Origin of the sequence: Corynebacterium suranareeae, assembly GCF_002355155.1 — a bacterium.
Taxonomy (GTDB): domain Bacteria; phylum Actinomycetota; class Actinomycetes; order Mycobacteriales; family Mycobacteriaceae; genus Corynebacterium; species Corynebacterium suranareeae.
In genome coordinates this window covers 1,974,274-1,998,233 of the sequence record NZ_AP017369.1, presented here as the reverse complement: position 1 = coordinate 1,998,233, position 23,960 = coordinate 1,974,274, and the positions used below count along the sequence as shown (strand labels likewise).

Annotated in this window: 19 protein-coding genes; 3 read left to right on the top strand and 16 right to left on the bottom strand. The window is 50.1% G+C overall.

The genetic code is table 11. The features are described 5' to 3' along the window. Positions 1–89 precede the first annotated feature (89 nt). Positions 90–1,178 carry a hypothetical protein gene (locus N24_RS09410; protein ID WP_096456381.1) on the bottom strand — a complete coding sequence of 363 codons (1,089 nt, stop codon included), beginning with the start codon at positions 1,176–1,178 and terminating at the stop codon, positions 90–92. Positions 1,179–1,347: 169 nt separating this feature from the next. On the opposite strand from N24_RS09410, the gene N24_RS09405 reads away from it, so the two are divergent. Then, positions 1,348–1,917: a LysM peptidoglycan-binding domain-containing protein gene (locus N24_RS09405; RefSeq protein ID WP_096456379.1), complete on the top strand. Its 570-nt coding sequence runs from the start codon at positions 1,348–1,350 to the stop codon at positions 1,915–1,917. Between the two features lie 60 nt (positions 1,918–1,977). Here the strand turns inward: N24_RS09405 and N24_RS09400 are convergent, their stop codons facing one another. The 6 genes from N24_RS09400 to N24_RS09375 all read right to left on the bottom strand — a co-directional run bounded on the left by N24_RS09400 (position 1,978) and on the right by N24_RS09375 (position 5,073). Continuing rightward, positions 1,978–2,316, bottom strand: coding sequence for a hypothetical protein (locus tag N24_RS09400; RefSeq protein ID WP_157736417.1), 339 nt, complete (start codon positions 2,314–2,316; stop codon positions 1,978–1,980). A gap of 107 nt (positions 2,317–2,423) precedes the next feature. Further along, the gene (locus N24_RS09395) at positions 2,424–2,612 is read right to left on the bottom strand and encodes a hypothetical protein (protein WP_096456375.1); all 189 of its coding nucleotides are present in this window, start codon (positions 2,610–2,612) and stop codon (positions 2,424–2,426) included. After that, on the bottom strand, positions 2,605–3,351 hold the full coding sequence (locus tag N24_RS09390; protein WP_096456373.1) for a hypothetical protein: 747 nt from the start codon (positions 3,349–3,351) through the stop codon (positions 2,605–2,607). The genes N24_RS09395 and N24_RS09390 overlap by 8 nt, the downstream gene beginning before the upstream one ends. Continuing rightward, entirely contained in the window at positions 3,348–3,881 is a 534-nt protein-coding gene (locus N24_RS09385) for a hypothetical protein (protein ID WP_096456371.1), read from the bottom strand. Before N24_RS09385 ends, N24_RS09390 begins: the two co-directional genes overlap by 4 nt. A gap of 29 nt (positions 3,882–3,910) precedes the next feature. Continuing rightward, complete coding sequence (locus tag N24_RS09380) at positions 3,911–4,393, bottom strand: hypothetical protein (RefSeq protein WP_231910956.1); 483 nt, start codon at positions 4,391–4,393, stop codon at positions 3,911–3,913. Positions 4,394–4,452: 59 nt separating this feature from the next. Then, positions 4,453–5,073, bottom strand: a complete 621-nt coding sequence (locus N24_RS09375; protein ID WP_231910954.1) for a hypothetical protein — start codon at positions 5,071–5,073, stop codon at positions 4,453–4,455. Between the two features lie 602 nt (positions 5,074–5,675). Between N24_RS09375 and N24_RS09370 the strand changes: the two genes are divergently transcribed. Continuing rightward, the gene (locus N24_RS09370) at positions 5,676–6,026 is read left to right on the top strand and encodes a histone-like nucleoid-structuring protein Lsr2 (RefSeq protein WP_096456367.1); all 351 of its coding nucleotides are present in this window, start codon (positions 5,676–5,678) and stop codon (positions 6,024–6,026) included. A gap of 106 nt (positions 6,027–6,132) precedes the next feature. On the opposite strand, the gene N24_RS09365 is transcribed toward N24_RS09370, so the two are convergent. The 7 genes from N24_RS09365 to N24_RS09335 all read right to left on the bottom strand — a co-directional run bounded on the left by N24_RS09365 (position 6,133) and on the right by N24_RS09335 (position 15,789). Beyond that, positions 6,133–6,483 carry a DUF4406 domain-containing protein gene (locus tag N24_RS09365; protein WP_096456365.1) on the bottom strand — a complete coding sequence of 117 codons (351 nt, stop codon included), beginning with the start codon at positions 6,481–6,483 and terminating at the stop codon, positions 6,133–6,135. A 12-nt stretch (positions 6,484–6,495) separates the two neighbouring features. Next, the gene (locus N24_RS09360) at positions 6,496–6,879 is read right to left on the bottom strand and encodes a hypothetical protein (protein WP_096456363.1); all 384 of its coding nucleotides are present in this window, start codon (positions 6,877–6,879) and stop codon (positions 6,496–6,498) included. A 124-nt stretch (positions 6,880–7,003) separates the two neighbouring features. Then, the gene (locus N24_RS09355) at positions 7,004–8,839 is read right to left on the bottom strand and encodes a DEAD/DEAH box helicase (RefSeq protein ID WP_096456361.1); all 1,836 of its coding nucleotides are present in this window, start codon (positions 8,837–8,839) and stop codon (positions 7,004–7,006) included. Positions 8,840–9,017: 178 nt separating this feature from the next. After that, positions 9,018–9,437, bottom strand: a complete 420-nt coding sequence (locus N24_RS09350; protein WP_096456358.1) for a hypothetical protein — start codon at positions 9,435–9,437, stop codon at positions 9,018–9,020. Between the two features lie 238 nt (positions 9,438–9,675). Next, positions 9,676–10,113 carry a VRR-NUC domain-containing protein gene (locus tag N24_RS09345; RefSeq protein WP_096456356.1) on the bottom strand — a complete coding sequence of 146 codons (438 nt, stop codon included), beginning with the start codon at positions 10,111–10,113 and terminating at the stop codon, positions 9,676–9,678. A 95-nt stretch (positions 10,114–10,208) separates the two neighbouring features. After that, positions 10,209–14,000, bottom strand: coding sequence for a hypothetical protein (locus N24_RS09340; RefSeq protein ID WP_096456354.1), 3,792 nt, complete (start codon positions 13,998–14,000; stop codon positions 10,209–10,211). 22 nt (positions 14,001–14,022) lie between these two features. Beyond that, the gene (locus tag N24_RS09335) at positions 14,023–15,789 is read right to left on the bottom strand and encodes a DNA primase family protein (RefSeq protein WP_096456352.1); all 1,767 of its coding nucleotides are present in this window, start codon (positions 15,787–15,789) and stop codon (positions 14,023–14,025) included. 1,622 nt (positions 15,790–17,411) lie between these two features. Here N24_RS09335 and N24_RS09330 point away from each other — a divergent pair. After that, positions 17,412–18,194, top strand: coding sequence for a hypothetical protein (locus N24_RS09330; RefSeq protein WP_096456350.1), 783 nt, complete (start codon positions 17,412–17,414; stop codon positions 18,192–18,194). A gap of 97 nt (positions 18,195–18,291) precedes the next feature. Here N24_RS09330 and N24_RS09325 read toward each other — a convergent pair whose 3' ends face one another. After that, on the bottom strand, positions 18,292–20,154 hold the full coding sequence (locus N24_RS09325) for a DHH family phosphoesterase (RefSeq protein WP_096456348.1): 1,863 nt from the start codon (positions 20,152–20,154) through the stop codon (positions 18,292–18,294). A gap of 118 nt (positions 20,155–20,272) precedes the next feature. Continuing rightward, positions 20,273–21,574 carry a coiled-coil domain-containing protein gene (locus tag N24_RS09320; RefSeq protein ID WP_096456346.1) on the bottom strand — a complete coding sequence of 434 codons (1,302 nt, stop codon included), beginning with the start codon at positions 21,572–21,574 and terminating at the stop codon, positions 20,273–20,275. Positions 21,575–23,960: the final 2,386 nt, after the last annotated feature.

The following is a 23,960-nucleotide window of genomic DNA, read 5'->3' as shown; positions in this document are numbered from 1 at the left end:
TGGGCACACAGACCGCGCCTCGACCCTGGTGAAAAAAGACCCCAAACCCTGCAAAATGCGAGTCTGGGGTCTAAGGGTTGTGCTGGTTGTTATGCCGGGTAGGTGATGCCCTGAGCTGGCTGCGCTGGCTGACTAGGTGCAGCTGGAAGATCCCATGGGGATGCTGGTTCGGTCATATCAACTACTGGCGCGACAGGCGCCTGAGCTACAGCGGGAGCAGCCTGAACTGCTGGTGCCTGTGGCACAGCACCCGGAGCATCGGTAAATGCAGAACCGGCCTGTGGCGCAACTGGCTGACCTGCTGCAAGAGGATTGCCAGCAGGAAGTGGTGCCTGATACTGCTGCTGTGCTGGCTGAGCAGGTGCCTGAGGCGCTGCCTGCTGGAACTGCGCAACTGGTGCCGGTGCAGGTTGTGCCTGTGGAGCTGACTGCTGGTACTGAGGCTGAGGTGCAGCTTGCTGTGGTGCTGGTGCGCCGTAGCCCTGACCTGGCAATGGGAGACCATTAGCGTCGGTGTTGGCGGATTGCTGTACGCCGTCATTGTTTGGTACTAGCTGTACAGAGTCCTTAGGTGAACCATTGAGCACGATGCCTAGTGCTGCAAGATGATCGGTGTTGAAGCCACGTGCGTAGTAGCGCACAGGTTCATGCAGGAAAACAGCATTAAGTCGGATGCCACGGTTGGGCTGACTGGTCTTGTAGACCTCTAGCAGGATGGTGGCCGTGAGGCCGTTATCAAGCTCACCTTCAAGACCTTCAAGCTGCTCATGGGCGCCAGTGGGGTTACCCGCTTCATCCAGGGCCGGTACCCAGACCTGTGGGAGACGGTTGGACTTATTGTCGATGCTGTAGTTGAGCCCATTGTCCGGCTTAGTGGGGGAGGTGTAGAGGCGCTCATGAATGAACATTTCCTCATAGGTGGCTGCCTGTGGGTCCTTGAACCGGACGGCAGCATGGCTTAGCCCGAGAGAGGTGTAATCAAAGTTAATAGGGAAGGTCTGTCCCTGATTGCGCTGATCGCGCTCGTCGCCAGTAATGAAGCTCGCAATGCGGGAGAAGCTGATGCGACCATCAACGAGGATCTGTGAACCCTCCTGAAGGCGGTTTGCAGCGTACTGTTTTGCTGGCTTAGTCTGCTGTGCTGACTGAGCTGGGGTAGGGGTGGCTGGATAGGTCATAAGAGAAAAAGCCTTTCGAGAAGTGAAGTGGTGATTTCTGTTGGAGGTTTATGTAGACGAAACTTAAAAAAACCTATATGTTAATAGTAACAGAAATTAATAAGATACTAGAGTTTATTTTGTAGTATCCAGGGAACATTAAATGGGTAAAGGTAAAGGACAAACGAACATGGCAGTTAAAGGCGCAATGCCGAAGAATCGAGTGCCAGGTGTGGCAGCAGGTGCGTTTATTGCTGCTGCTGTTATTGCAGGTGGATCAGGCGTGACCTTTCTCGCTCAAGGCGGTGGTGATGTCAATACAGTGGCCGTCGTAGAGCCACAGGACGAGGTAAAAACCCAGGTCGTGACAGAAACGGAAATTGTCACGAAGGTTCACGATCCTTCTTCATCTGACGCCGACAGCAACACAGGCACCGCCGAAGGCGCAGACTCAGATCACAAAGAACCCCGTGAGCACGACAGTGCTCAAGAGCCAACGGCTCCCACCGACCCCACCGTCACCATTACTGACAACGGTGATGGCCCAGCATCAGCACTCGATGCTGTCGCAGGACCCGCACGCCCAGGTACTGTGCACGTCATTGAGAATGGCGAAACCTTGTCCTCTATTTCTCAGGACAGTGGTGTGCCGGTCGGGTTGATCATTGATCGCAACAAGCTGATTGATCCTGACCTCATCTATGCGGGTACGCCATTGGCGATCCCTACTGAGCAGGAACTTGCTGCTGCGATACAGTAATGTAGTAGTAGAGGGTTAAAAAACAGCCATCAACGTTGTGTTGATGGCTGTTTTTTGTGCTTAGAGCGTCGCTGCTCTCATCAGTGGGATATTTTCTGGTTGGGGGACCACAGCCTGCAGTGCAATATGAGCTAGTGGAATATCCCAGACCAGGGATGCACAGGCGAGTAGGGTGTCTTGATTAAGCTCAGGGATGATTTCACAAGGGTCACGATCGCGTCGATCAAGACCCCAGGCTGAGAAATCGCCCAGATTCCAGCCATAAAGATCTGATTGCGAGACCAGCCAGCGACGGATGGAGCTTAGCGAGCCAGTAATGGTGGTGGCGCGTTCTTTGCGGTCATGCACGGGATTAGCGTGGAGGGTAAAGAGCGCGACCATTGGTTGAGGGGTCATCATTGGATCTCCTTTCATGGTGCGGGTGTGTAGAAATGCGCAATAGCCCAGCGACATCATGTTGCTGGGCTATTGCGGTGGTTGGCTCAGTGTGGCGTTGGCGATTAAGGCTAAAGACCACGCTGCTGATATTTTTTCTGGGTTTCACCCTTCTCTTTTTCTAGAGCCTCAAGATCTGCGTTAATGAGATCGGGGCTGAGCTGCAATTGTGCCGCGATCTGTTTCGCGTCAAGACCTTCATTGCGTAGTTGCTCAATAACGGTACGTCGTGCTGCGTAGTAGTTGCCGAGATTAGACATGGAAGTGCTGCTTTCTTTTCTTATCGTTGTGGTTGGTGGTGGGGAATGCCTTGGCTGCGTTGATTACACCGGCTCGCGACATGCCGCTGAGTCGGGAGATAACCGCTGGCGTGAGACCATGAAAAAGCAGTGCGCGAACAGCCACGCTGCGCAGGTGCATGGTGGCGCGACGTTTTTTTATGAATTCGACCACATCACCCATTGTCGTGGCAGGGCTAATACCCAAGTGGGCGGGGGATTCAGCCGGGGTAGCACTGAGAATCCGATAGATCTGGTCGGTGGTCACACCAAGTACGTCTGCGATATTTTTTGGATCAGCACCGCATTGTGCGACAACAAGCAGCATGGCATTACGCTGTGCCAAAAAGTCCTGATGCTGAGTATTAAGGTCATGCAGTGTGCGGGCGTAAAGTCCAATTTCAGGGACGGCCACTGAGCGATCGAGCTTGATTGAGAACGCTGGATCAAGTGTGGCAATTTGTTTGAGAGCCCATTCGTACGGGTGGGTGTTCTGATTCGGTAACTCGTGTTTATAGGGCTGGGTGATGACCAGGGTGTCATAGATATAAGCACTGTCTCGATTGTCATCGGTGATGATGTCCCCTGCTTTGGGGTCAAAAGCCCTGATCGGCACGGCATGTGTTGGCGCTGGGTCTGTGCGCTGCAGCGCAGGAAAAGCGTCTTTCCACCCCAGGTGCGCGATGAGTTTTGCAGCCTCGTGGAAAATATCGCGAGTCATTTGGATGCCTTGTGGTTGATCACGTAGGTGCGCATAGCGACAGTGGACCAATTTTCAGTGCCGGCTTGACGGGCTTTTTCCATCGACTGTGCTACAGTGTCGATCTCATCGCCAGGAATGATGATCCCTAGGGTGCGGGACAGGGTGACTAGGGCGTGTAACTGTGTAAGATGCCAGGACGCAATGCGCTTGTGGCTGGCTTCCTGTGAGGTTTGCGGATTAACAATGGCGTACCAGCGGGCGGCAAGCTCATTGCGATGCGCTAATGCCTTATTCAGCGCCATGTTGTACAGCAGCGCTAGTCGAGCATCATCGGTGGTGAATTCGTCATTGGATGTCGAAGTTGCGCTATTGAACCACAGCTTGTCAGGGAGCTGCGAAATTTCATTGTCACGGAGCTGCTCGATACCGCCACGTGCATCAATGGTGTTTTTTAGCTCGGTAGGACCATCGGTAATACAGTTGTGCACAAAGGTTGTCTGGGCGCCGTTGAGGGAATTCTTGGGCTTGAGTGGTGATGCAGTGGTCATGGATTGGCTGCTTTCTTGGTTGTGGGTTTTTAAGAGATGGTGGGGTTGAGATAGCGCTGCACGCCGGCTGATTTCCACGAAGCGATGTTGTCTAATCGAGCACGGTTCATGGCAACGCTGAGATCGGTGATCACTGCACGAGACAACAGGTTGTCGAGGTGAATACCATCTCGTTGTGTTTGTTCGTGAAGCTCACGGATGTGTTTGCGATGGTTGGCAGCAACACTGCGGTAGTGGGTTGACTTGGTAGCGTTGTTATAAATAAGCTGCTGCACCCTGGATAGACCCATGGCAGCGCGGCGTGCGCAGTCGTGGTAGACCAACTCAACGAGGACCGCGAACTCAGGATCGGTGGTGGCATAATCTGCCACCGGGTCATCTTTGCTGGTCACAGTGGTGCCGAAGAGTTCGTTAATAAGATCCCGTACGTCGGTATTGGTAAGCTTGCGAAGATCGGTATCTAGCTTGTAGCCGACTGCGTGCATCTGACCTTTAAGAAAAAGTAACTGCACTTCTTTGAGGCTATTACATGAGATGAGCGGAATTTTCCGCTTAAGGGTCTGCATCATTATTAGGCAGCCTCAGTCTGGATGGTTGGGTGCACAGCACTTGCGATTTTCTTGTCAATTTCGCTGATGCGGTGAGTTAGGCGCTCGCGTTCAGCTCGAAGAGCTGCAATATCTATGTTCGGTGGCGCGGTGACAACAATAGGATTAAATCGAGGGGGAATAGTCGAAACAGCATCTACAGGGAATTTCTGCACATGGATAACAACAGGTTGAGCACCCACACCCATGATGAGGGGGTACTGGGGTGATCCTGCTGCTTCTGGGAAATTACCGCTGATGATGCGGACATTATCGCCTAGCCACACAGAGTAATTTCTGCGTACACGACTAAGTATTGTTGCGCCGGCGATGGTGAGTGTGTGTTTGTTGAGGATTGTTTCTGGGGTCACAGTGAGCTGTACAGTGCACAGTTCGGGGGTCGCATGTTCATCCCAACCGTAGACATCCTTGAGCGTACGTCGCACTTGTTGTTCTTTATCGAGGCTGAAATGCCAGGTCTTTGTTTCGGGTGACCAGAGACCGTTGAGCTTTCGGGCGCGGGTGGTAAAAGCTTTTGAGTAGGGGCTATGGACATGGAGCCGACCTTGATGCTCGGCAAGGCGAATAAGCACTTTAAAAGTCACTTTCTTTTATCTATTTGAAATACAATAATAACGTATTAGTTTGTTTCTTGAGATGATTTATTTTTCTCAAGTGCGGTGCATCACTGCCGGCGTGTGCCTATGCTGGTGGTATCCGCGGATTGACTGTGCTTTTACTAGTCGTTGGCATGGTCGGATGTGTGCGTCACCGTAGACGGAAATGATCTCCTACGGTGTGCGAGCAGCGACCAAAAGGACATGCTGTTATTAGTCTTAATGGTGAGTCGTGAATGTAATTTAGGTTATTAACTAGTTTCACTGCGGGTTTTGGCGCAAAGATTAAAAGTGGATACCGACGCTACTTTTCATTAGTCATAAGAAAACCCCTTTAATTGACACTTAATTGACCAATAAGGGTCGATTGAATTGCATTATTAGATAATTTAGTGATTTAATGGAGAATAAGGGCAACTAGTGAGGAAAAGACTTGATTAAAGAAGTTTTTTTAACCCTGCTGGATGTTCAATCACGAGCTTTAAGAAAGTATGTCAATAACTTTGACATAACCTAAACACAATAAATTATGTAGTATTATGTGACATTAAGTTATTGCATTTATTACATGATTGGTTAGGACTATGGACATGGCGATTATTCAGTCGGTCGAATACACATCCGACGTTTCACACGAACGCATCACCAATGTTGTCTCTGTTGGTGTGGTCTACAACGGCAAGCAGTATGTGGTTGACCTTAACGGCGACGACATTGACACAGAGCTCGATATGATCACGCTTAAAGAAGTCATCAAGATTGGCCGTGAAGAATCCGCACGACAGGTGCGCCGTGGCTCCATAGATGCAGAATTGCATCGCAAAGCACGCCTATGGGCACTCGATAACGACATGCAGGTAGGACAACGCGGTATCGTGCCACAAGAAATTATCGACGCGTACAAAGAGTATTGCGAAGAAGAAGGTATTCCTTTCGAATAAGAACCACGTGGAGAATTGTTGAACGGTACTAGAGGTTCCTCCCTGGGCAGCACACTCATTCATGATCACCCCCGCTGAGATTGTCTTAGCGGGGGTTTAATTCATCTCAGGTATCAACGAGAGTTGTTGGTGGCTCTTCATAGGTGATCGACAGGCCCAGTTTCTGCGCAATGTTGTGCTCTAAGGTAGCGCCAGTGCTGTTTTGCCACCCTTTCAGCATATGGACAACATCAGCCTTGAGCAGCTTTTCGATACCGAGGCGCAAGTAGTAGCCATATTTGTGCTCGGCGTTCTCAGGCAGTGGTGCCGTCAGCTGCGTTTCATATTCATCTTCGGCAGGGGAGAGTACGGTAAAGCCAGCTGCACGGAAACGCTGTGCTACCGCATGAAAGGCGGGGTAGTTGTACTCGGGGTAGCCGGTCATGGGGCCTGCGAGATACATGTTGATACGGGGCATGATGGTTTCTCCCTAATTGTCGTTGTCGATGAGATCGCCGCGTTTCACGTCGCCTTCGATATAGGTAAATGATTCTTTGGTGTATTTGTGTGTCATGACAAAGTAGTATGCAGCGCGGTAGTCAGTCATGCGCCAATCACAGTTAATGAGCACATCGGCCAGGCCGTTGTCTCCGCCAGAGCCTGAGAAAAAGGCTGAATTGGAGTCATAGGTAACAACGCCGTAGCGATCTCGGTCATGGACAATCGCGGTGTAGGCGGGATCGAGCAACGTCTCACGCAGTGCGTCGAAGGTCTCGGGGCGTTGCGCGACGATGCGATCGAGCTGGTGATCAATCTGTTGCCAAAAACCCTTGGGGATGGGTGGGTGTTGGGAATTGTTGTCAGTGTGGGACATGAGATTGGTGCTTTCTTATATGGTGGCAGCGCGACACCCCAACCGGCGCGATCATGCTGATTGGGGTGTGTTTGCAGTGTTGTGATTGGTGCTTAGTAGCTAAAACGGAATGAGCGTGCCGGTCTTATACAGGGTCACGGCGCACCGCGTCGATGAGACGTTGCTGTCTATTTGCTTTACCGGCCAGAATCGCCGGCATATTCGCATCATAAGTATCAGCAGTAATAATGCGGTGAATGGTCACGGGGTCTTTTTGACCAATACGGTGCAAGCGGGCATTCGCTTGCATATAGTGCTCGTTATTGTCTGGTAGGTTGTACCAGATCAAGCGGTGACCACCGTGCTGGAAATTCAAGCCGTGACCAGCAGACGCAGGCTGCAAAAGTAAGACCGGAATGCGCCCCGCATTCCAACGGCGCAGTATGTCAGGCGACCCATCAAAGACCTCCACACCTTGAACCCCGGCCTGCGCCAGATAATGAAGCAGAATCTCTTTATCAGAGATAAAGCGATAAGCAACAAGTGTGGGTGTCGGCGTGTACAACTGCCTTCCGTTCTCATCCTGGTCGATGTGCACAGGCTCGCCACCAAGTGCAGGGTTACACAAAATCTCAATGACTTTACGCACTTTGTGCAAATGCACGATCATGGTGGGTCTGGACGTCATGGTGGTCATGGCGGCGTTGGTAGCGTCGATAACATCACGTGCAGTGCTGGCGTCCAGATCTTGAGCTTGAGCAGAATCTTCTGGATCGACATAGACAGCACCACCGGCATATTGCAGTAACTTCATACGCAAGGTTGCAGCGTGGACCGCAGAGATGACAACCAAGGCGCCAAGATCTTCTTGGCGCTGTACTGGCAGATCATCAAAATGGTCAAGTTCAGCGGTGGTCACAGGGGCAATAGCGCGACCACTTGGTGAGGTGGATTGTGCTACGGCTTGAAGTAGACCGGTTGGGATAGCGGGGGCGGAGTGCTGTGGTGATGCTGGTGTCGGCGCTGGTGTGGTTGATGGAGGCGGTGTGTCTGCGTGTGCTACTTCATTATCTTCAGCCATATCGAGTAGTGCTGCGAGTACGGCGTCTTTTTTGAAGAGTTCATAATCGCGGTGCTCATCGTCGTTCATGTGTACCTCATGATCGACAAAATGCAGCGGTGGCAGCTTGATGTCTGTGTTAACGGCAGACATAACAAGATGACTAATAGTGCGGTAGACCTCTGCCTCGGCCTGTTTGTTAGCCGGTTTCCAGCGGCGTACCTGTTTATCGGTAATAACGTCTGGTGCACACCATCTTGCACGGAAAACGTCGATGTTTTCACCCAGGCTGGCACCATAATCCAATACCGCGACTTGGGCATAAATGGCGTCGAACTTATTAGCACTCGGCGTTCCGGTGAGCAGAATCAGCCTGCCGATATGAGGTCGCACAGAAAATAGTGCTTTGGTGCGCTTGGAGGATACATCAGAGATTGTCTGGGACTCATCAATAATGACTGTCCAAAAAGGCCACCTATCCCCAAAGTAATTGACAATATCTTCGAGCAGATTAATGGTGATGTAATACAGCGTTGGTGGCGTTGTCGCTGTCTCCTCGTAGAGCTTGAGGCGTTTGGCCCGAGTGAGTTTCGTACCGCGCTCATTGGTGATCAGCGATACCGCGTTGACAGGGATATTCCATTTGCGAACTTCTTCAGGCCAGGTGAGCCGAGAGATATTTAAGGGCGCGACAACCAGAATGTGTCCTGGCGGCTGGATATAGGTCAATGCGGACAGGGTGGTCAGTGTTTTTCCACCACCCATGTTGAGGAAAATACCTGAATAAGGTCGGTCGATCATAAATTGACGAACGACCTTTTGGAATGGTTCGAGGGTGTTTTCAATGACCACATCCCAGGGCTCAGAAGTGGTGTCTGCGCTGTGTTTAGGTGTGGTGGCGGGCTGAGTTGTTGAGGTCATAGCAGTGGACTCCTAGGCTGCAAAAAGAGAGAAATAATACATATAAGTATATTTTAAAAAGGGTGAAAAAGAACCCCTCCTGGGCGTGTGACCGGGGAGGGGTTGTCGATGTGTCGTTGTTAAGTTAGGCGCAGCCCTTATTGGGCTGCCGGTGTGGAAAGTCTTGCACAAGTATACCTTAACGGTGCTTGTCACAATCACAAGGCTTGAAGAATCCATAAGCAATCATCAAACCCACAGGGAGGATGAAAATCATGACATACCAGTCAAACCCGCGTTGGGTGATGAGTGAGTACACTGCGATGGATAAAACGACAGGTAAGGCAAAGAGCGCAGTGCTCCACACCTTGTGCCAAATATCGACCAAAGGATCTTCCTCATAGGGGCACGCCTTGCGCATATTAGCCTGGTAGAACCCGATAATAAGGATCATGAGGCTGATGTAGATGGTGATGGTGTAGACCCAGCTGATCTTAAAATCAAGATCCTCAATGGTGTACGTGGTTCTATAAAACCATGGTGGCGTGGTCACCAAGCTCGCCACCAGTGCATAAATCGGTGGTGCGATGATGTAAGGAACATCGTGACGAGTGATCATGATGACCAGCTCTCCTTTTCTTGTATGAGTTGTTAATAAATTAAGTTTCTTGAATGAAATCGTTTGAAGCATAGCAAGCCCCGTGGACATATGCCCGCAAGGAATCCCAGACTTCACCCTCCCTCCCGGTTGCGTGTTTCACGCAACGCCCTTGCATGAAATAACCACCCATGAGAAGTCATTGAGCCTGCTCATGGGTGGTTATTATTGTAAAGATCTTGATAAAAAAATTGCCTCTTTATAGCGCTGGTACAGCGCTATAGGTATTCGCCTTTGTGTTTGCATTAAATAATTCAAAGCGCTCTGGAACGGGTATCTCAGTGCTGAGAAACGTGAGTTCTAAGAGTGATTCCACAGTGTGATAGCTGTGTCGGAAATGAGTTACGTCGATGTCTCTCGCATCGACGACAAACACTAATGCACCGCGACTCATGAGTCTGTTCATGACCTCCTTTTGGCGAGTACGCGGGTGTGTTCCTGGACGCTTAAGCTCCACATAGACAGTGAGCGGTTGACCCGCTGCGTTAACACCCTGCAGGATGCGATCAGGCACGCCGGTGACACCTGAGGTGAACTTTAAGTACATGATGTTATGTGCGGCACAAGCATCCTGTAGAGCCTGCTCAATGACCTTTTCTAAAGGTCTGCTAGGTGCACGGTGCGTGGTGGTGGACATAGTTAAACCCCTTGATGATTAAGTGTTGGTATTACTGAATTTTAACAGCTTTACCAGGCTTTTTAAGTCATCAAGGGGTTACCCCAGCGGTGGTATTAGGCTGGGATGATGTTGCGCCAGGAATTGTTGTAGGACGAGATCGCCATATCAATATAGGCATCCTGGTCAATAGCGCCGAGCAGTGCGTTGATTACATCGTCGTTGGGGTTGTGCCAGATGGTTTGGTTAAAGACCACCACAGGCAGGCTTGGGTCTTGGCCGGTGTGCTTGGTGACCTTGAGATCCTTTTCATGGCGCAACGATTGCGTATCAACACCGGCGACCTCCAGCATATGCATGGCCACTGGGTCAGCGTTGGTGGGTGCGACACCCTTCTTTTTGCGTGAATCAGCAGAGGCTGCGGTAATTGCCGTTGCCTTTGCTGCGGCAATGAGTACTGGGTTGGCGCCAATAACATCAAAGACAGCCTGCTCAGTATTTTTGCGCACATGGAACGTTCGCGTGTAATACTGCAGCAACGAGGGTACGCGTTTATTCAGGGTGGATTGGGTCGGCATGACCTCGGCTTTATTGCCATAAGCATCAAAACTTAAGGTTGGTGTCGCAATGGTGGTGGTATCTGTTGCAGGGTGGGTTTCTTCTCCTTCTGCTGCGGGAATATAGGGGACAGAGAATAGGAACGTATTAGAACCGCGAGAAGAAGCCAAGATGTTTTGGTAAAACGACAGCAGCTTCTTCGGCTCGAATTCTTCATGCATGGTGGCGACGATTTTCGAGACTTCATGGCGGTTCATGGGTTGATCAAGGGCCAGTGGTACGCCCTCAAGTTCAGGGGTTTCTGGAATCTCTGGGACAGTGTTGTTGACGATGAGTTGGAAGTATTTCACTAATACATGGTCAACAAAGGCTGGGTGATCAAGCGAGTTCCTAGAGTTGGGACCATCCCAACACGCCAGATCACCTGCAGCATTGATATATCCGTTGCTGAGGAATTCGGCACGTGAGTTGGAGTCCTTGGAGACAATATCGAGCTCTTCTGGTTCAATCTGCACGCCGATAGCTGTAGCGTGCTCATCAAGAACACGCTGGTTGGTCTCCATATCCAGCACAGAATAGAGACCATCAGTGTTGGTGGAGATAATCGTTGCACCAGCCAATGATTGAGCTTGCCCAATTCTCCAAGAAAATAATTGCCCAATAATGCGCATGGCAATAACGCGGTTGTTCATGAGGATCGGAGTGTCGTGACCGGCATCAGCGGCACCGGTAGCAGAGTTAAGAATCAGCTTGGTGCCTTCTCGCAAAATTCCTAGACGTTGTTTTGTTTTTTCATCAATAGAAGGGTCTTTGCGCTGTGCACCATAGATCTCTTTTTGTTCGAAAATGTCACTGTAGCGGTCACGAGGGCGCCCGGTTTTCTCATCAATACCTAGGTCAGCATTAGTAAATGCAGCCATATTGGTCAGTAGTAGAGGATAGTAACTGGTGAAGTCCTCGTGAATTGTTGTACCTGCAGAGGTGTAGTTGTACTTCTTTTCAAGCGAGGAACCGCCAGATTTTGCTACTGGGAACAGGATTGGCTCTTTCGATCCCTTGGGTTCGGCGCGCCAATATGGGGTGCTCTTGCGGGAAGTAGACGCCAGGACATCAGCGTGCTTTACAGTGGTGGTCTCACCTGATGGTAAGACAACATCAACAGGCTTATTACGAATCCACCAGGCAGCTAAGGCGACAATCTCCTTGTCGTAGGTGACACCTGTTGCTGGGTTATGCAGCTGTGGCGACTTATCGTAATGGGTTTGATTATCAAGGACCTGCTTTGCCCAGGAAAGAGCATCCTGTGCGATCTGATAATCAGCTGAGTCAGGATCTGCTTGGTGGGCTGCATGAAGCGCACTCAGAGACGCGTCAAGAACAGCGAAAAACTCAGTCGATGATGATGCGTAGGTGTTGACATCATGATCAAAGCGATCTCCGTTGTATTCTGCGCCGTGAATACCACCAGTGGAGAAGTTGGCAAAGCCACGAGTAGGGGTTCCATCGGCACGGAAATAGGGCAGGGTGGTCGGGCGTTTCTGCACAGCAGCGACTGAGGTGATCTTGTCGAATTTTTCTGCGGATGCAGGGGTTAGCGGTGGGTAGATCACTGTGAGCTGTGGCTGAGTCACCGCTGGGCCTGCATCATTAAAGCGGCGCTGGATAGGTCCCCAGGCACGATAAAACGCCTGCACATAGTGCAGCTGCTTGCGCATAGTATCGACCATCTCATGATGATTCGGGGATGAGATCTCTAAGCCTCGATCAAGCACACCGCGAATATCATCGAAGAGTGCGACCAGATCATCAAAGTTCGATACCGCACGGGGGGTCATATCAGCTGCATCATTGATGTAACTGAGATTCTTGGGGAAGATCTGCTCAAAACGGGTGCGCACATCATAGAGCGCGTGCCCTGCTGCGTCGAATGGGACAACCCGGTTGAGATACGCTCGTAGCTGGTTGATCTGAGTATCAATAGCCTCATTGTTACTGTTGAAGTTGCGCCCCTCAATGTCTGCGTAAAAAGCAAACACTTCATCAAAGGCGGCACGCGCTGCTGGGTCAGTGATGTTGTCATAGAAGAACTTCTTCGATTCGTCTAGCACGTTGACCTGCTTTTGACCTGTTGCTTGAGCTACAGCTGCGTCAGGATAGAGGTAGGACACCACTGGCATGTCACCAATAGCATCTGGGACATCACGCAGTGGACGATAAGGCGCCAAAATACGTGCTGCGAACTGTGCAGATGAGGTATTAATCGTCAGGCGATCTTTATGCATCTGCGTGGATGGCTGACGGAAGGTTCCATCATGATCAAAGATAGTCTCAGGGTAGGTGCTGAGAAGTCCTGCCCGTAGGTCGAATGAGCCGGAATACACCGGGTCTTCAGCAAGCAGTCTGGTGCCCACCACATCTGAGACGTTGTAGGCAATGAGATCGAGTACGTCTTCGTTAGTGTCTACATGGGCATCATCGCCAGAGAGACGATCCGATTCAAGAATTTGGTGGCCGAGTAGACCAAGCAGGCGCTTGAGTCCGACAAAGAGCTGCTTTTCATTGAGTCGTTGAATATCAATGTGGCGACCCGATTTGAGCATGGTGTTGCGATAATACGAGGCGGATTCATAGCCAGCGCCGTTGTTGCGATCCCAGAGATACTTCGGCATGTTTTTGATGAACTCAGGGCTAAAGAGTTTGTCGTTATGCGCACGAAGCTCCTGTGCGGTGATCACCGGGAAATACGTCTGTGTGCTTCCGATATTCGAGGTCAACAGCGCGAAGTACAGGCTGATCAGGGAGGTGTCATAGTTGATCGAGTTGAAACCGGCGATAAAAGGGTGCGCTGTTGTGGGGTCATAATCGGCATCGAAATCACGGGTGACCAGGGTTGCTTCAGCAAACTGTCGAGCAAGATCATTACCGTAATGATTGGTGGAGATGTGACCGCGTTCGTTAATTCCACCGAGTAGTCGTGCCAGCAGGACATTAGACTGCCAGCGTCGATTGGCGTTGGTGTCACCCAGATTGTGCAAGCTCACATCAGCAGTGGTGATGGGTGAACCTTTAATTTCTGCGAACGCTGGGTTTTGATTAACAATGGCGGTCATGACAGCATCGCTGCGGGTCTGGTCGAAATAATCCATTGAGTGTGGCAGTACTGTGACCTGCGGGCTGGTGTCGTGATCGAGTAGATAAAAGAAATCGACGTGGTGAGTCAGGGAGTCATAGGTTGCTACAGTGAAAATATTGTGGAGTGACTCAATATCGAAATAGACGATTCGGGCATCACCCATGGTGATGGTGTCAATAGATGCTTTGGTGCCGGGGTAGATGGTTGGTGCGGACATAATGGTTGCTTTCTTGTGGTTGTTAAGGGGTGGTTGGTGCAGGAGAGGCGGCGGGAGCAGCTGGTTGTTTGCGCAGCAACCCTCGATAATTAGCCTTGAGTGGCAGTGGAATGCCCTTGTTTGGGTGTCGTTTATCGACCAGGGCGTTTTGCCACTCGGTGAGGTCGTAATCAATGACTAATGGCTCAGGAACAGCCATATCGCCACCGGGACGCTGTGCGGTGAGTGGATACTCCCACTCACCGCTATCAACAGCGATGGTCGTGATTTTCTGAATGAAGCTGCGTTTACCGAGTACAGACCCGGATGGACTGTCGCGGTCAAACCACTTGCGATAAAACTCGTAGAGAAATTGCAGTGGCAGCAGATCCCAGACAAATTGATCATTGAATTCATTCCAGAATGCACGTACAGGATCGACAAATTCTTTGTATTCATCGAGCACAGCCAGAGCTGCTGCAGGGGTGGAGAGATTGTCGTAGTCCATATGCAGCACGCGGTGGAGAACATATTCGAGTACATCTGTACGCGACATGTAGTCGTCTTTGATGTACTTGCGCTCGGCACCGGTGAAGCTTTTCTCAAAAGGGACAAAGAGTTGGCGCCTGAAAAATGACTCAGACTGGTCTTTGACCTTGGGGAAACCGTTAATACACTGCACCATAAAGCCGTAAAACTGATAGCTGAGCATGGTCTTGTGCTTGCGGTTAATGGAGATGACGTCATTGGTGACAATGGCTTTAAGGTTCGCAGACTTTTCCAAGAATGCGCCGACATCGTTCTCATCAACAAGAATTGCTTGCGCACGCGTCAATGATTCAAGATGGAACTCTTTGGAGAAGTCCGAGAGCTGAATGCTGGTATAGGCTTCTGCACCCAAAATGTTGCGCATGAGCTCAACCAAGGTGCCTTTACCGTTGTTTCCTGCCTCAGAATAGAACCAGGCAGATTTATTCCAGGACACATAGGGTCGCACGATAGCGCCGATAATCTCCCAGAGTAGGTTGACAACCTCTTCATCATCAGAGAGATCGTTCATCCATGATTCAACATCCCAGACAGAGCCGTCCTGGGGATGGACAATGACAGGGTTGGTTGCTGCTGGGTTGTAGTTCACGGCAGATTTAGCAAGAAAGACAAACTCTTGAGAAAAAGGTTCTAGTTGCTTGGTTGAGTAGTTGAAGATGCCGTTTTTCACAGGAATCAAATCACGTTGTTTGTGGCGCACTTTACGTGGCGCTGCATCGGAGAGAGCCATGAGCAATTCCCTAAACTGCGCTGAGGTGAGGTCAGGGCAGTATTCACGCGCTACGCGGCGTATTTCAGCCTCTGAGGTGCGATAGATCCCATAATGCTCACTCGCGGGGTTGGGGTCGTAAATAGCCAACATATCGCTGTCGGGGTCAGAGTTATGGGATGGTGCGATATTGATAATCACATGCAGTCTGCGCATGAGCACGGCGACGTGGGAGAAATCGAGTTTAAAGATAGGTGTGTAGCGCACTGCAGCCTTGGCGTCTTGTGCGCGTGCGTTTTCCTTGGCAATAGCAACGTTAATGGAGTTGACCACCCGGTCAGCAATGTCTTCGCTGGACATGGTGACAACATCTGGGCCTAGTCGATTAATGCAGTCATCAATAGCGGTACGCGCAATCATGTTCACTTGCTTAATGATGGTGAATTTCTTCTTAGGTTGCACAGCGGTGCTGCTAGAGGAAGAAGTATCGGGCGCGACTTTATCGACTGTAAGTGAGGTAGCTGGGTCGTTGTTGTCTGTGGTGTCAGACATAAGGTGAACATCCTTTACTTTTGTCTTCGATTGTGCGGTGTAAGTGGGTGGCATCCACACAGCCGGGGTCGGTGAAAAAAGCACGAAGTGAGTTGCTTTTTCTTGTGCACTGTGGGTGAACAACGGTGCGGGTGGCCGTGGAGCCGAATTACTAAATTACTTACTTTATTTAATCAGAATATAGCGAACTTTCAATTTAAACAAGCTTAGTAATAAAGAAACTCAACGGTTTATTAAGGCGCACTTAGCGCACAGTTGTATGCGCGCGTAAGAGGCAGTGGGTGGGGAGAGCTGTTGTTACGCATGGATAGCGGTACGAACCATAGCCGTGCACGCAAAGGGGTGAGGAGCGCGCTTTAGGGGCCGCAGACGCACGCAGACTGATAGGTTTATTCAATCTAGAGGGTGCCGCAGTGGTGCCTATTTGTGAGACAGTAGTCTCACACGGTGAGATGACGGCTGAAAAACTGCACAAACGTGAATTTAATTCGAGCGTAACGTTACGTATCGTTACACTCCGCTACACAGCGTTACAGCACCAAAGATGCACGTCAAAGACCCTTTTATTATATTAAAGTTAATTATTAAAATAATATAAGCGTTACATCAACGTTACATGAAAAACACACTATGACCTGCATGAATGCAAAAGTGTAACGTTGTAACGATACTTGACGTGTTTTACATACGCGCGAGGGATCGCAATAATCCGTTATGGCTTTTACCTATCATCACCACCGTGCAGAGCGGTAGTGCTCATGTGCACGTTCATATGGTGAAAAGTAGTAAAACGACATAGCATGATGCTCATATGTGCTTTTAAGTACTTATGTGTCCTATTTCACGTTTATGAGTTCTTACTCTTTCTCTTCTGTCTATATTAAAGTTCCAAAAGTATCGTTACAACGTTACAAACCACAATTTTGTGACTATAGTTGCAGGTTAAAGGGTGCTTTTGGGTGTAACTTTAGCTTTTTCGTATCGTTACACCGTAGCGCTACAGATTCACCGTTACAGCAGGTCATAGTGTGTTTTTGAGGTGTAACGATACTTTCTGTTTGTAACGTTACGTTCATAATTAAATTCATATATGTTCCTGTTATGCGCACTTCCGTTCTATTTCGATAGCCAGGTAGTTACTGTGTTGATAATTAAAAACTTATGGGAATTTTGAGGTTCTGCACGACTTGAAAAGTTTGCGTAAGATATATGACCCATAAAATTGGTTTCGGGGATTGGTGCGACCGGACATGGTTGATTCTCCTTAGTGAGTAAGTAATTGACTTTGAAATAGATTTAGAAACTAGTTGCATTGTCTTTAAAGTTTGTCTATACTGAAAAGTGAGTTAAACATTTACTGCTGCCCTGTCCAGGACCGCGATCAGTTTTCCTTTACTTGCCTGGTGTGCAGATAGTCCGGCAGGGGTGGTGAACAGCAGGAATCTTTAACGGAGCGAGAAGAGTGTAGAGCCATTGGGAGTAGTGACCCAGTGGCTCTACTTTTTTGCCTTTCTCTGGAACGTAGCGAAACTACCTTTCTTGCTGGCGTTATCTGGCTTTAAGTTTGTTAAAGTAATTAATGAATAACTAAGTAATGTAAGTAAAGGGACTTTTAATTAACTATGACTGTGACTACCGCGCAACGAATCGCTGACGAATTTCAACGAGGCATCAGCATCGGTCCGTGGGATCTGTGTGAAGTACCAGCTGGCGATGATTATCTAGAACACACCACTATGGTCAAGCGTCGCCATAGCACCGCTGTGGAGATCCACACGGATTCATTGATCATTTGTGCGCCTGAGGGCAGTACGTACAGCCACAACCGCACTAAAGCTGGGTTTGCGTCCACTGGAACAGTCACTGTGCCGGTTAAAGGGCTTGCTGAGCCCGTGAAGCTTAGCCTTAATCTTCTCGCTGACTATGGGAACGCCATTGATACTGTGCACGATGATCTGTGGCAACGAGAGCTGCGTCAGCAGACGATGGATCAACTATTGGCTCTTAATGCGGTGTCCGGTCTTAGGGGCGACAGCGTGGTAATTATGGGCACGCCATGGGGCGATGGTCTTACAGGCGAAGCTGACACCATTAAAGGCCGTGAGCACTTTGCCATGTGGGCCGCAGGGTGTCGCTTTGAAGATGGTTATGGTCGCCACGCACTCCGCGAGGATCGACATGTACGCCATCAGGCACGTGCAGGAGAGGATTCCACTGCGCATCATGGTTGGCTGCTTAAAGGCACCGTGTTTGGGAAAGAGCTCACCGGTGATGCTGTGACTGCAGCCATGACGGTGTTTAGTGATGTGGTGGTCACTGTCGATGAGGGTCGTATCCCTGGTATGAAATCAGGACAGCCGTTTTCTATGGCAGCTCGTCCACGTGCATCATCTGCGCCTGTGTAGAGACTTTTTAAGACCTCGACGGTCACAAATATAACAACAACCCCCAACAGCTCTTGCAGAGGCTGTTGGGGGTTGTTTTGACGCTTTTGTAGTCAAGTTAGATGACTGTGCACGCTGAGACAATGCCTTGTGGTGTGATAAAACCACGGAACATATTGACATCGAGTTCCACGGACATAGTGACCAATTCGGATTGTGCGAGTTCATCGAGCTGTTGGGCTTTATTCCACCACAACAGAGTGAGCCCTGAGTGAGTGATCACCTTCAGATGTTGGTGATGTTGACCCATGACTTTAAATTCGGCTTCTGCCGGCCTGAAGGTCACGTCGATGTGCGGGTAGACAAAACCGTGACCAAAAGGCTGCAGTTGATCAAGCTGATCAATAAGTACAAGTAGCTGTGCTGAATCTACAGCGGCATCGACTGTGCTGAGTGCGTGAGCTAATGCAGGGTTATCGAGAACCGGACGCGCATGGTCAATATCAACTAGATGAAGATCTGCCAGCTGCGCTTCCCGTGGCGTGCTCTTATCGAGTAGGTCGAGGGCTGCGACAAAGACCGCAATATCATCATGGCTATCAAAGCGCATACCACAGGCATGTTCATGGCCTGCAGCATGAATGCCACCGTGACCTTGTGCGCCGAGGGTGTTTACTTGGGTGATGATCGGTACCCATTCAGGTGAACGTGCCGAGCCAGACAAGGTGTCTGGGTTAATAACAATGGCCGGCACACCAGACTCACGAGTGAGCTGTGAGGCAGTAAGGCCGAGAATGCCGCTTGGTGCGTCAGAGAGCCATACAAAGGGTGCGTAGGGTTGATCTGTGTTGTGTACGGCAGCATAAGAGGACTTGGAGAGCTCTTTGCGACGTTCGTTGTTATCAATGATGCGATTGATTGCAGCACGACGATTTGGATTCATCGACGGTTGTGATGCAAGTGCTGCATGGGGTGCAAACACGAGAAATGAATCGTGCATGTCACCACCGACACGGCGGGTGGCATTAAACATCGGTCCGAGCGTGAAGCCAATAAAAGACTCAGAGATATTGTCGATGCTGATCAACTTTTTCTGTGCAATCAGTTCGCCGAGCAGAATTGAGATGCCTTGGAACGCAGCCATGAATCGGTGATCATGAGCGCTGGCGTTGACGATATGCATGAGCGTGGAGGTATCAGGATCAACAGAACGTGCAGCATACATATCCCAGCCACCGAAGCGATTTTTGCTTATCTGTGGAATGGCAAGCCGAAGCAACGCAATAGCCTGCTTCACTGTTGGTCGAGTATCACGAGTTAAGGGCATGACATCGGCGAGTGCACCAATGCCGGCAAAGACAGCGAGTAAATTAATGTCGATAATCTTGTCGGCTCTATAACGACGCGCATAGTCACCCAATGTGGCGAAGATGACCTGCGCACCACAAATATCTTTATTTGGATAGTCAGATCCAATTCGGTTGGGGTTAAGTACCACAGTGGCCTGGCAGGGTTCGACCTCCATGTGGTGATCTGTGACTAGTATCGCGACACCGCTTTCCTGTGCGCGAGCAATACCTTCATGGGAGCCGATTCCGACATCGCAGGTGATGATGAGTGATGTTGCAGGGTAGAGCTCAAGTGCATGGTCAATATCGTCGGCTGTGACATTGCGTTCACCGCGATAATCGGGCACCACCATATTGACTTGCGCACCAAGTTCGGCAAGACCTGCGTAGGCGATGACGCCGGCTGAAATACCGTCCATATCAAAGTCAGTGATGATGGTGATTTCACGTGTGTTGGTGATGTGGTCATGAATTACTGCTGTGGCACGGTCGCTGTCAGGCAGCGGTGGGGTGATCTCCCCGGTGTTGATGGCGCTGTGGAAAAACTCAGTAGTCCACCCGCGTTTTCTTTTGATGATGTCTATATAGGACATGTCACTAAGGGCAAGCGCTGTAGGTGAGGCGACGGTCATAGTAGAATCTGCTTTCAATCGTAAAATAGTACTAGATATATTTTACTTGGGTATTGGGGCAAAACATACCGTCCACCAGGTACTTTAGAGTGCACCCAGTGGACGGTGATAAGGATTGTTAGTTATTGAGAAGACTGTCAGCAATTGCGCTTGTGTCATCATTGACTGCGTTGTCGGTATTATCCAGGCGACTGAGAAGCTCTTGTGTCTCGCGTAGCGCTGCCTCGGCTGCTTCACGTTCCTGAATGACCGCGTTGCGAGCTTCTTCTTCAGCTTCTTGAGCTAGGCGTTGATCTTCTAACTGCGCTTCCTTTTCACGTTGTAGCTCCTCGCGCTGTGCGGTGACCTGATCTTGAGCGTGCTGGGCACTGTCGCGGGTTGCAATCGTAGATTCTCGCAATTCGTTAATTTCGTTTGTGATGTTTTTAAGTTGGTCCGCAATTGAAATCACCGCACCTGTGCGATCACGAGTGTCATTGCTGGTGAGTTCACGAAGATCATCAAGGTTGTCGCACGGTGTGTCGAGATCAATATGCTGGGCACTGCGCTCCAAACTGTCGAGTCGGCGCGACAGGTACGAGGTGTTGGTTGCAGAATCCGATTCGGTGCTTTGTGCGCTGGCCGTTGACGACCGGGTGTAGCTGTCACCACCGCGATTGGTATGAGGCTTTTTAAGAATGCTGGTGGCACGATCCTCTGCGGTTGTGGTTGGCGTGGCTACGGTGCTGGCATCACGTGCACGTGCTGCGGCATCTGCTTCTTTTTGCTCGCGGGCAAGATCACGTTCAAAGATGGCGGTCTGTGCCCGAATATCTTGAATATCTGTAGTGATCTGATCAATTTCCGTCAGTGTGCCACGAAGCTGGAACATGGTGCGATCAAGACGCATGAGGACATCTGACTCATCACGGCTTGCTAGACGAAGCGCGTCACAACGGCGTTGCTGCTCATAAGTATCAGAATTTACCTGAAGTGATTTTTGTGCACGGGCAAGAGTGTTCGCAGCATTTACGATCTCAGACAAGGCGTGTTCGCTGGCGATTTTGGATTCTTTGGAACCATCACACTCCGGGCGTACAAAGCTGTCTTTGGTTGCCACCGCATCGGCGTACGCATTGTTGAGTGCGAGGTAGTTACTGCTGTGGGGCTGTTGAAAAAGGTAGCCGGAAAGTAGATCAGTTTGGTTGAGGTGCAGCTCGCCAGTCTGTGTGAGTGAGTTTTTGGCTGTACTAATAGCTTCGTCAAGTTTGAGCTTGCTGTCATCCCAACGTTGTTGATTAAAAGCGCATGAGGATTTTGGACCGCTGATAGTTTGTTGCGCTGCATGGACAATGCCGGCGGCAGAACTACACAACGCGAGGGTAAGTGCCGCGACAGCAACGCTGGTGGCGATCTTGCGTGGCTTAGACAATGTGGACATAAGGAACAGATTCTTTCTTGATATTTGTAAGTCATTAAAAATACTAGTTGTTTATTCACTAAATAAAGAAGTTAATTTTTGCGTGTATGTGGAGCAGGGTGGTTTCTCTTTCACAACCCCCACCAGCGGGCGGCAAGGTGACGCACCCACCATTCCCTTGTTCAACCGGCCAGGCGCCGCCTGGCGCGATGATCGGTGAAACCGAGAATCGCTTTTGGACACCACGGCCCACAGAGGCGACTCACTCATCACACGTGCACAAGCGCGAGAGGCAACCGTAGGTTGCAAGCGCTTGACTTGAGTCGGACTTCTTCCACGTACCCACACCACACACCGTGTACCGATAGAAATGGAAATTTCATAAATTAAGTGGGGGGTAATTAATGAACCCTAATTACCCCATACGGTGTTAAAAGGGGTGATCACTTAACTTATGTTTTTAGCATTTTGGGGATCTTTTTATTGCGTTGATAACGAGGTTTAGTGCAGAAACCGCAGTGGTTGCTGTGAGAGTTTTTCAGCGTGCGTTAGTCGTATTGTTTGCGCAGAAACGAGAGGTTTCGTAGCAGGCTTCTCTTCATCTTTTTGCAACCGCTTTTTGTTGCAGGATCTTTTCATCTTTTAGCGCGCCCTCAACGGACTGCGCGAGCTGATGCGGGAGTTCGGAGAACGGAGCAGCAGCCGTGCAGCGATGAATGCTTTTGGGCGCGTCGCGGGCGCAGCAGGCAACGAAGAATCGCTACAGCCGATTATGAGGGCCGCGCAGCACGCCTGTCTTGAAAGCCCGTGACACCAGTGAGCGTAGCGAACCGAAGACATGACGCAGCGACAGCTGCAGTCAGGTTGGTGGCACAAGGGCTTGGATAACAACCACCGAAAAGATCGTGGCGCCAGCCACATCGGTGGTTGTAAGGGGCACCCCGAAGGGGCACACAGCGGGAGGCGAAGAGGGGAGGAAAGGCAGCGAAGCAACTGACCCCTCTTTGACTTGTGAGCTGGGTGATAAGGGCCGTCCGAAGGACGGGGGTTTGCGTCAGCAAACCAGGTGTATCGGCTATGCCGATCGGATTGAGAATTGAGCGCAGCGAAAGGCTCAATGCGTCACACCCCCTTATGCCCTTTTCATTCTTTTTCCCCTATGGCGGGAGCTTTAGCGACCAGAAAAGGGGTGAATATGCTTGTTAAGCTGGGGAAATTGAGTTCGTATACACGTGTATTCGGGGGCGCTTTTTGCCGATTTTAGCCGTATACACGTGTATTTAGTTATGCATTTCCCCAGGTAGGAGAGGTCTGCTGTGTATACGAGCGAAGCGAGGGTGACGCCGGTGTATTTCAGTGGGGTTCGAGGCACGAGAACGAGGGTCCCACTGGAATACACCGGTGATGGAGATTAAGCAGACGTTGCGGCTTGATAAGTGCTTTGTCAGCCCCTGTGGAGACTTGTTAACAGACCCCGGAATAGAAGCTTTTTAAAGGGTTCTGGGGTCGATGCGGGCTGTGAGATGCGACGGTGTGCAGCAGTGTTGTTGAGGGGTTTGCTGCAACTCTGTGGCGGGTTTTAAACGGTGCTGTGAGGAATTATGGGAGCTTTTTCTAGCAGCCGTTGCAGTCTTGTGAGGTCTTGTTGCGGAGCGTGAAGCAGGCTTGCTACAGAGTTTTTCTCAAGTGTTTGAGAGAGGCTGCTGCGGTAGGTTCCCCAACCGATATAGCAGGTTCGCTGGGGCACTTTTAGGTGTCTCAAGCTAATCCCCTCAACAGTCCGTTGGGGAGTTTTCCGGGCTATCGTTGCGGCATTGTGGCGGGCCTCAGGGCGCCTGTTTCAGGCCGCTAGATCATGCGTTGCTGGCTCGTTGGTGTCCGCTGTAGCTGCGTTTCTACAAGCTCGTTGTCGGCTTGAAATGGATGCTCGTTGCAGGCTGCTGCAGGGCCCTGCTTCACGTCTGATAAGTGTAGAAAATACCGCTGCACAGTCCCACAATGGCGGGGGTAGTAGTCCGTTAAAACTAAACAAAACAAATGGGGTAAATGTTGTTTTAATGTTAAATATCAGCGGTACGGGGGTAGTGATAATTCGCTACTGTTCGTCGCAACTCTGCCACGCGACTCTGGTTAATTGTCACTTAGTATCCATTTAATCGACCGTTAAGTGTATTCCCTGGGTGTGCCGAAGCGTTATGACAATTAAATGTCGATTAAAAGGCTTTTAGCGTGCCTTTAAAGTGCAGATAAAGTAATTGTTACTTAAAGGTCTATTAGCTGTCAATTAAATTGTGCTCTAAGAGTATTCTAAATCACTATTAATTAATTGATACTTAATTGACCGTTAATTGTCTTTCAATCGTGCCGTAGCAGTATTTTTAAAGCCACTTATTTAATTGTTACTTAA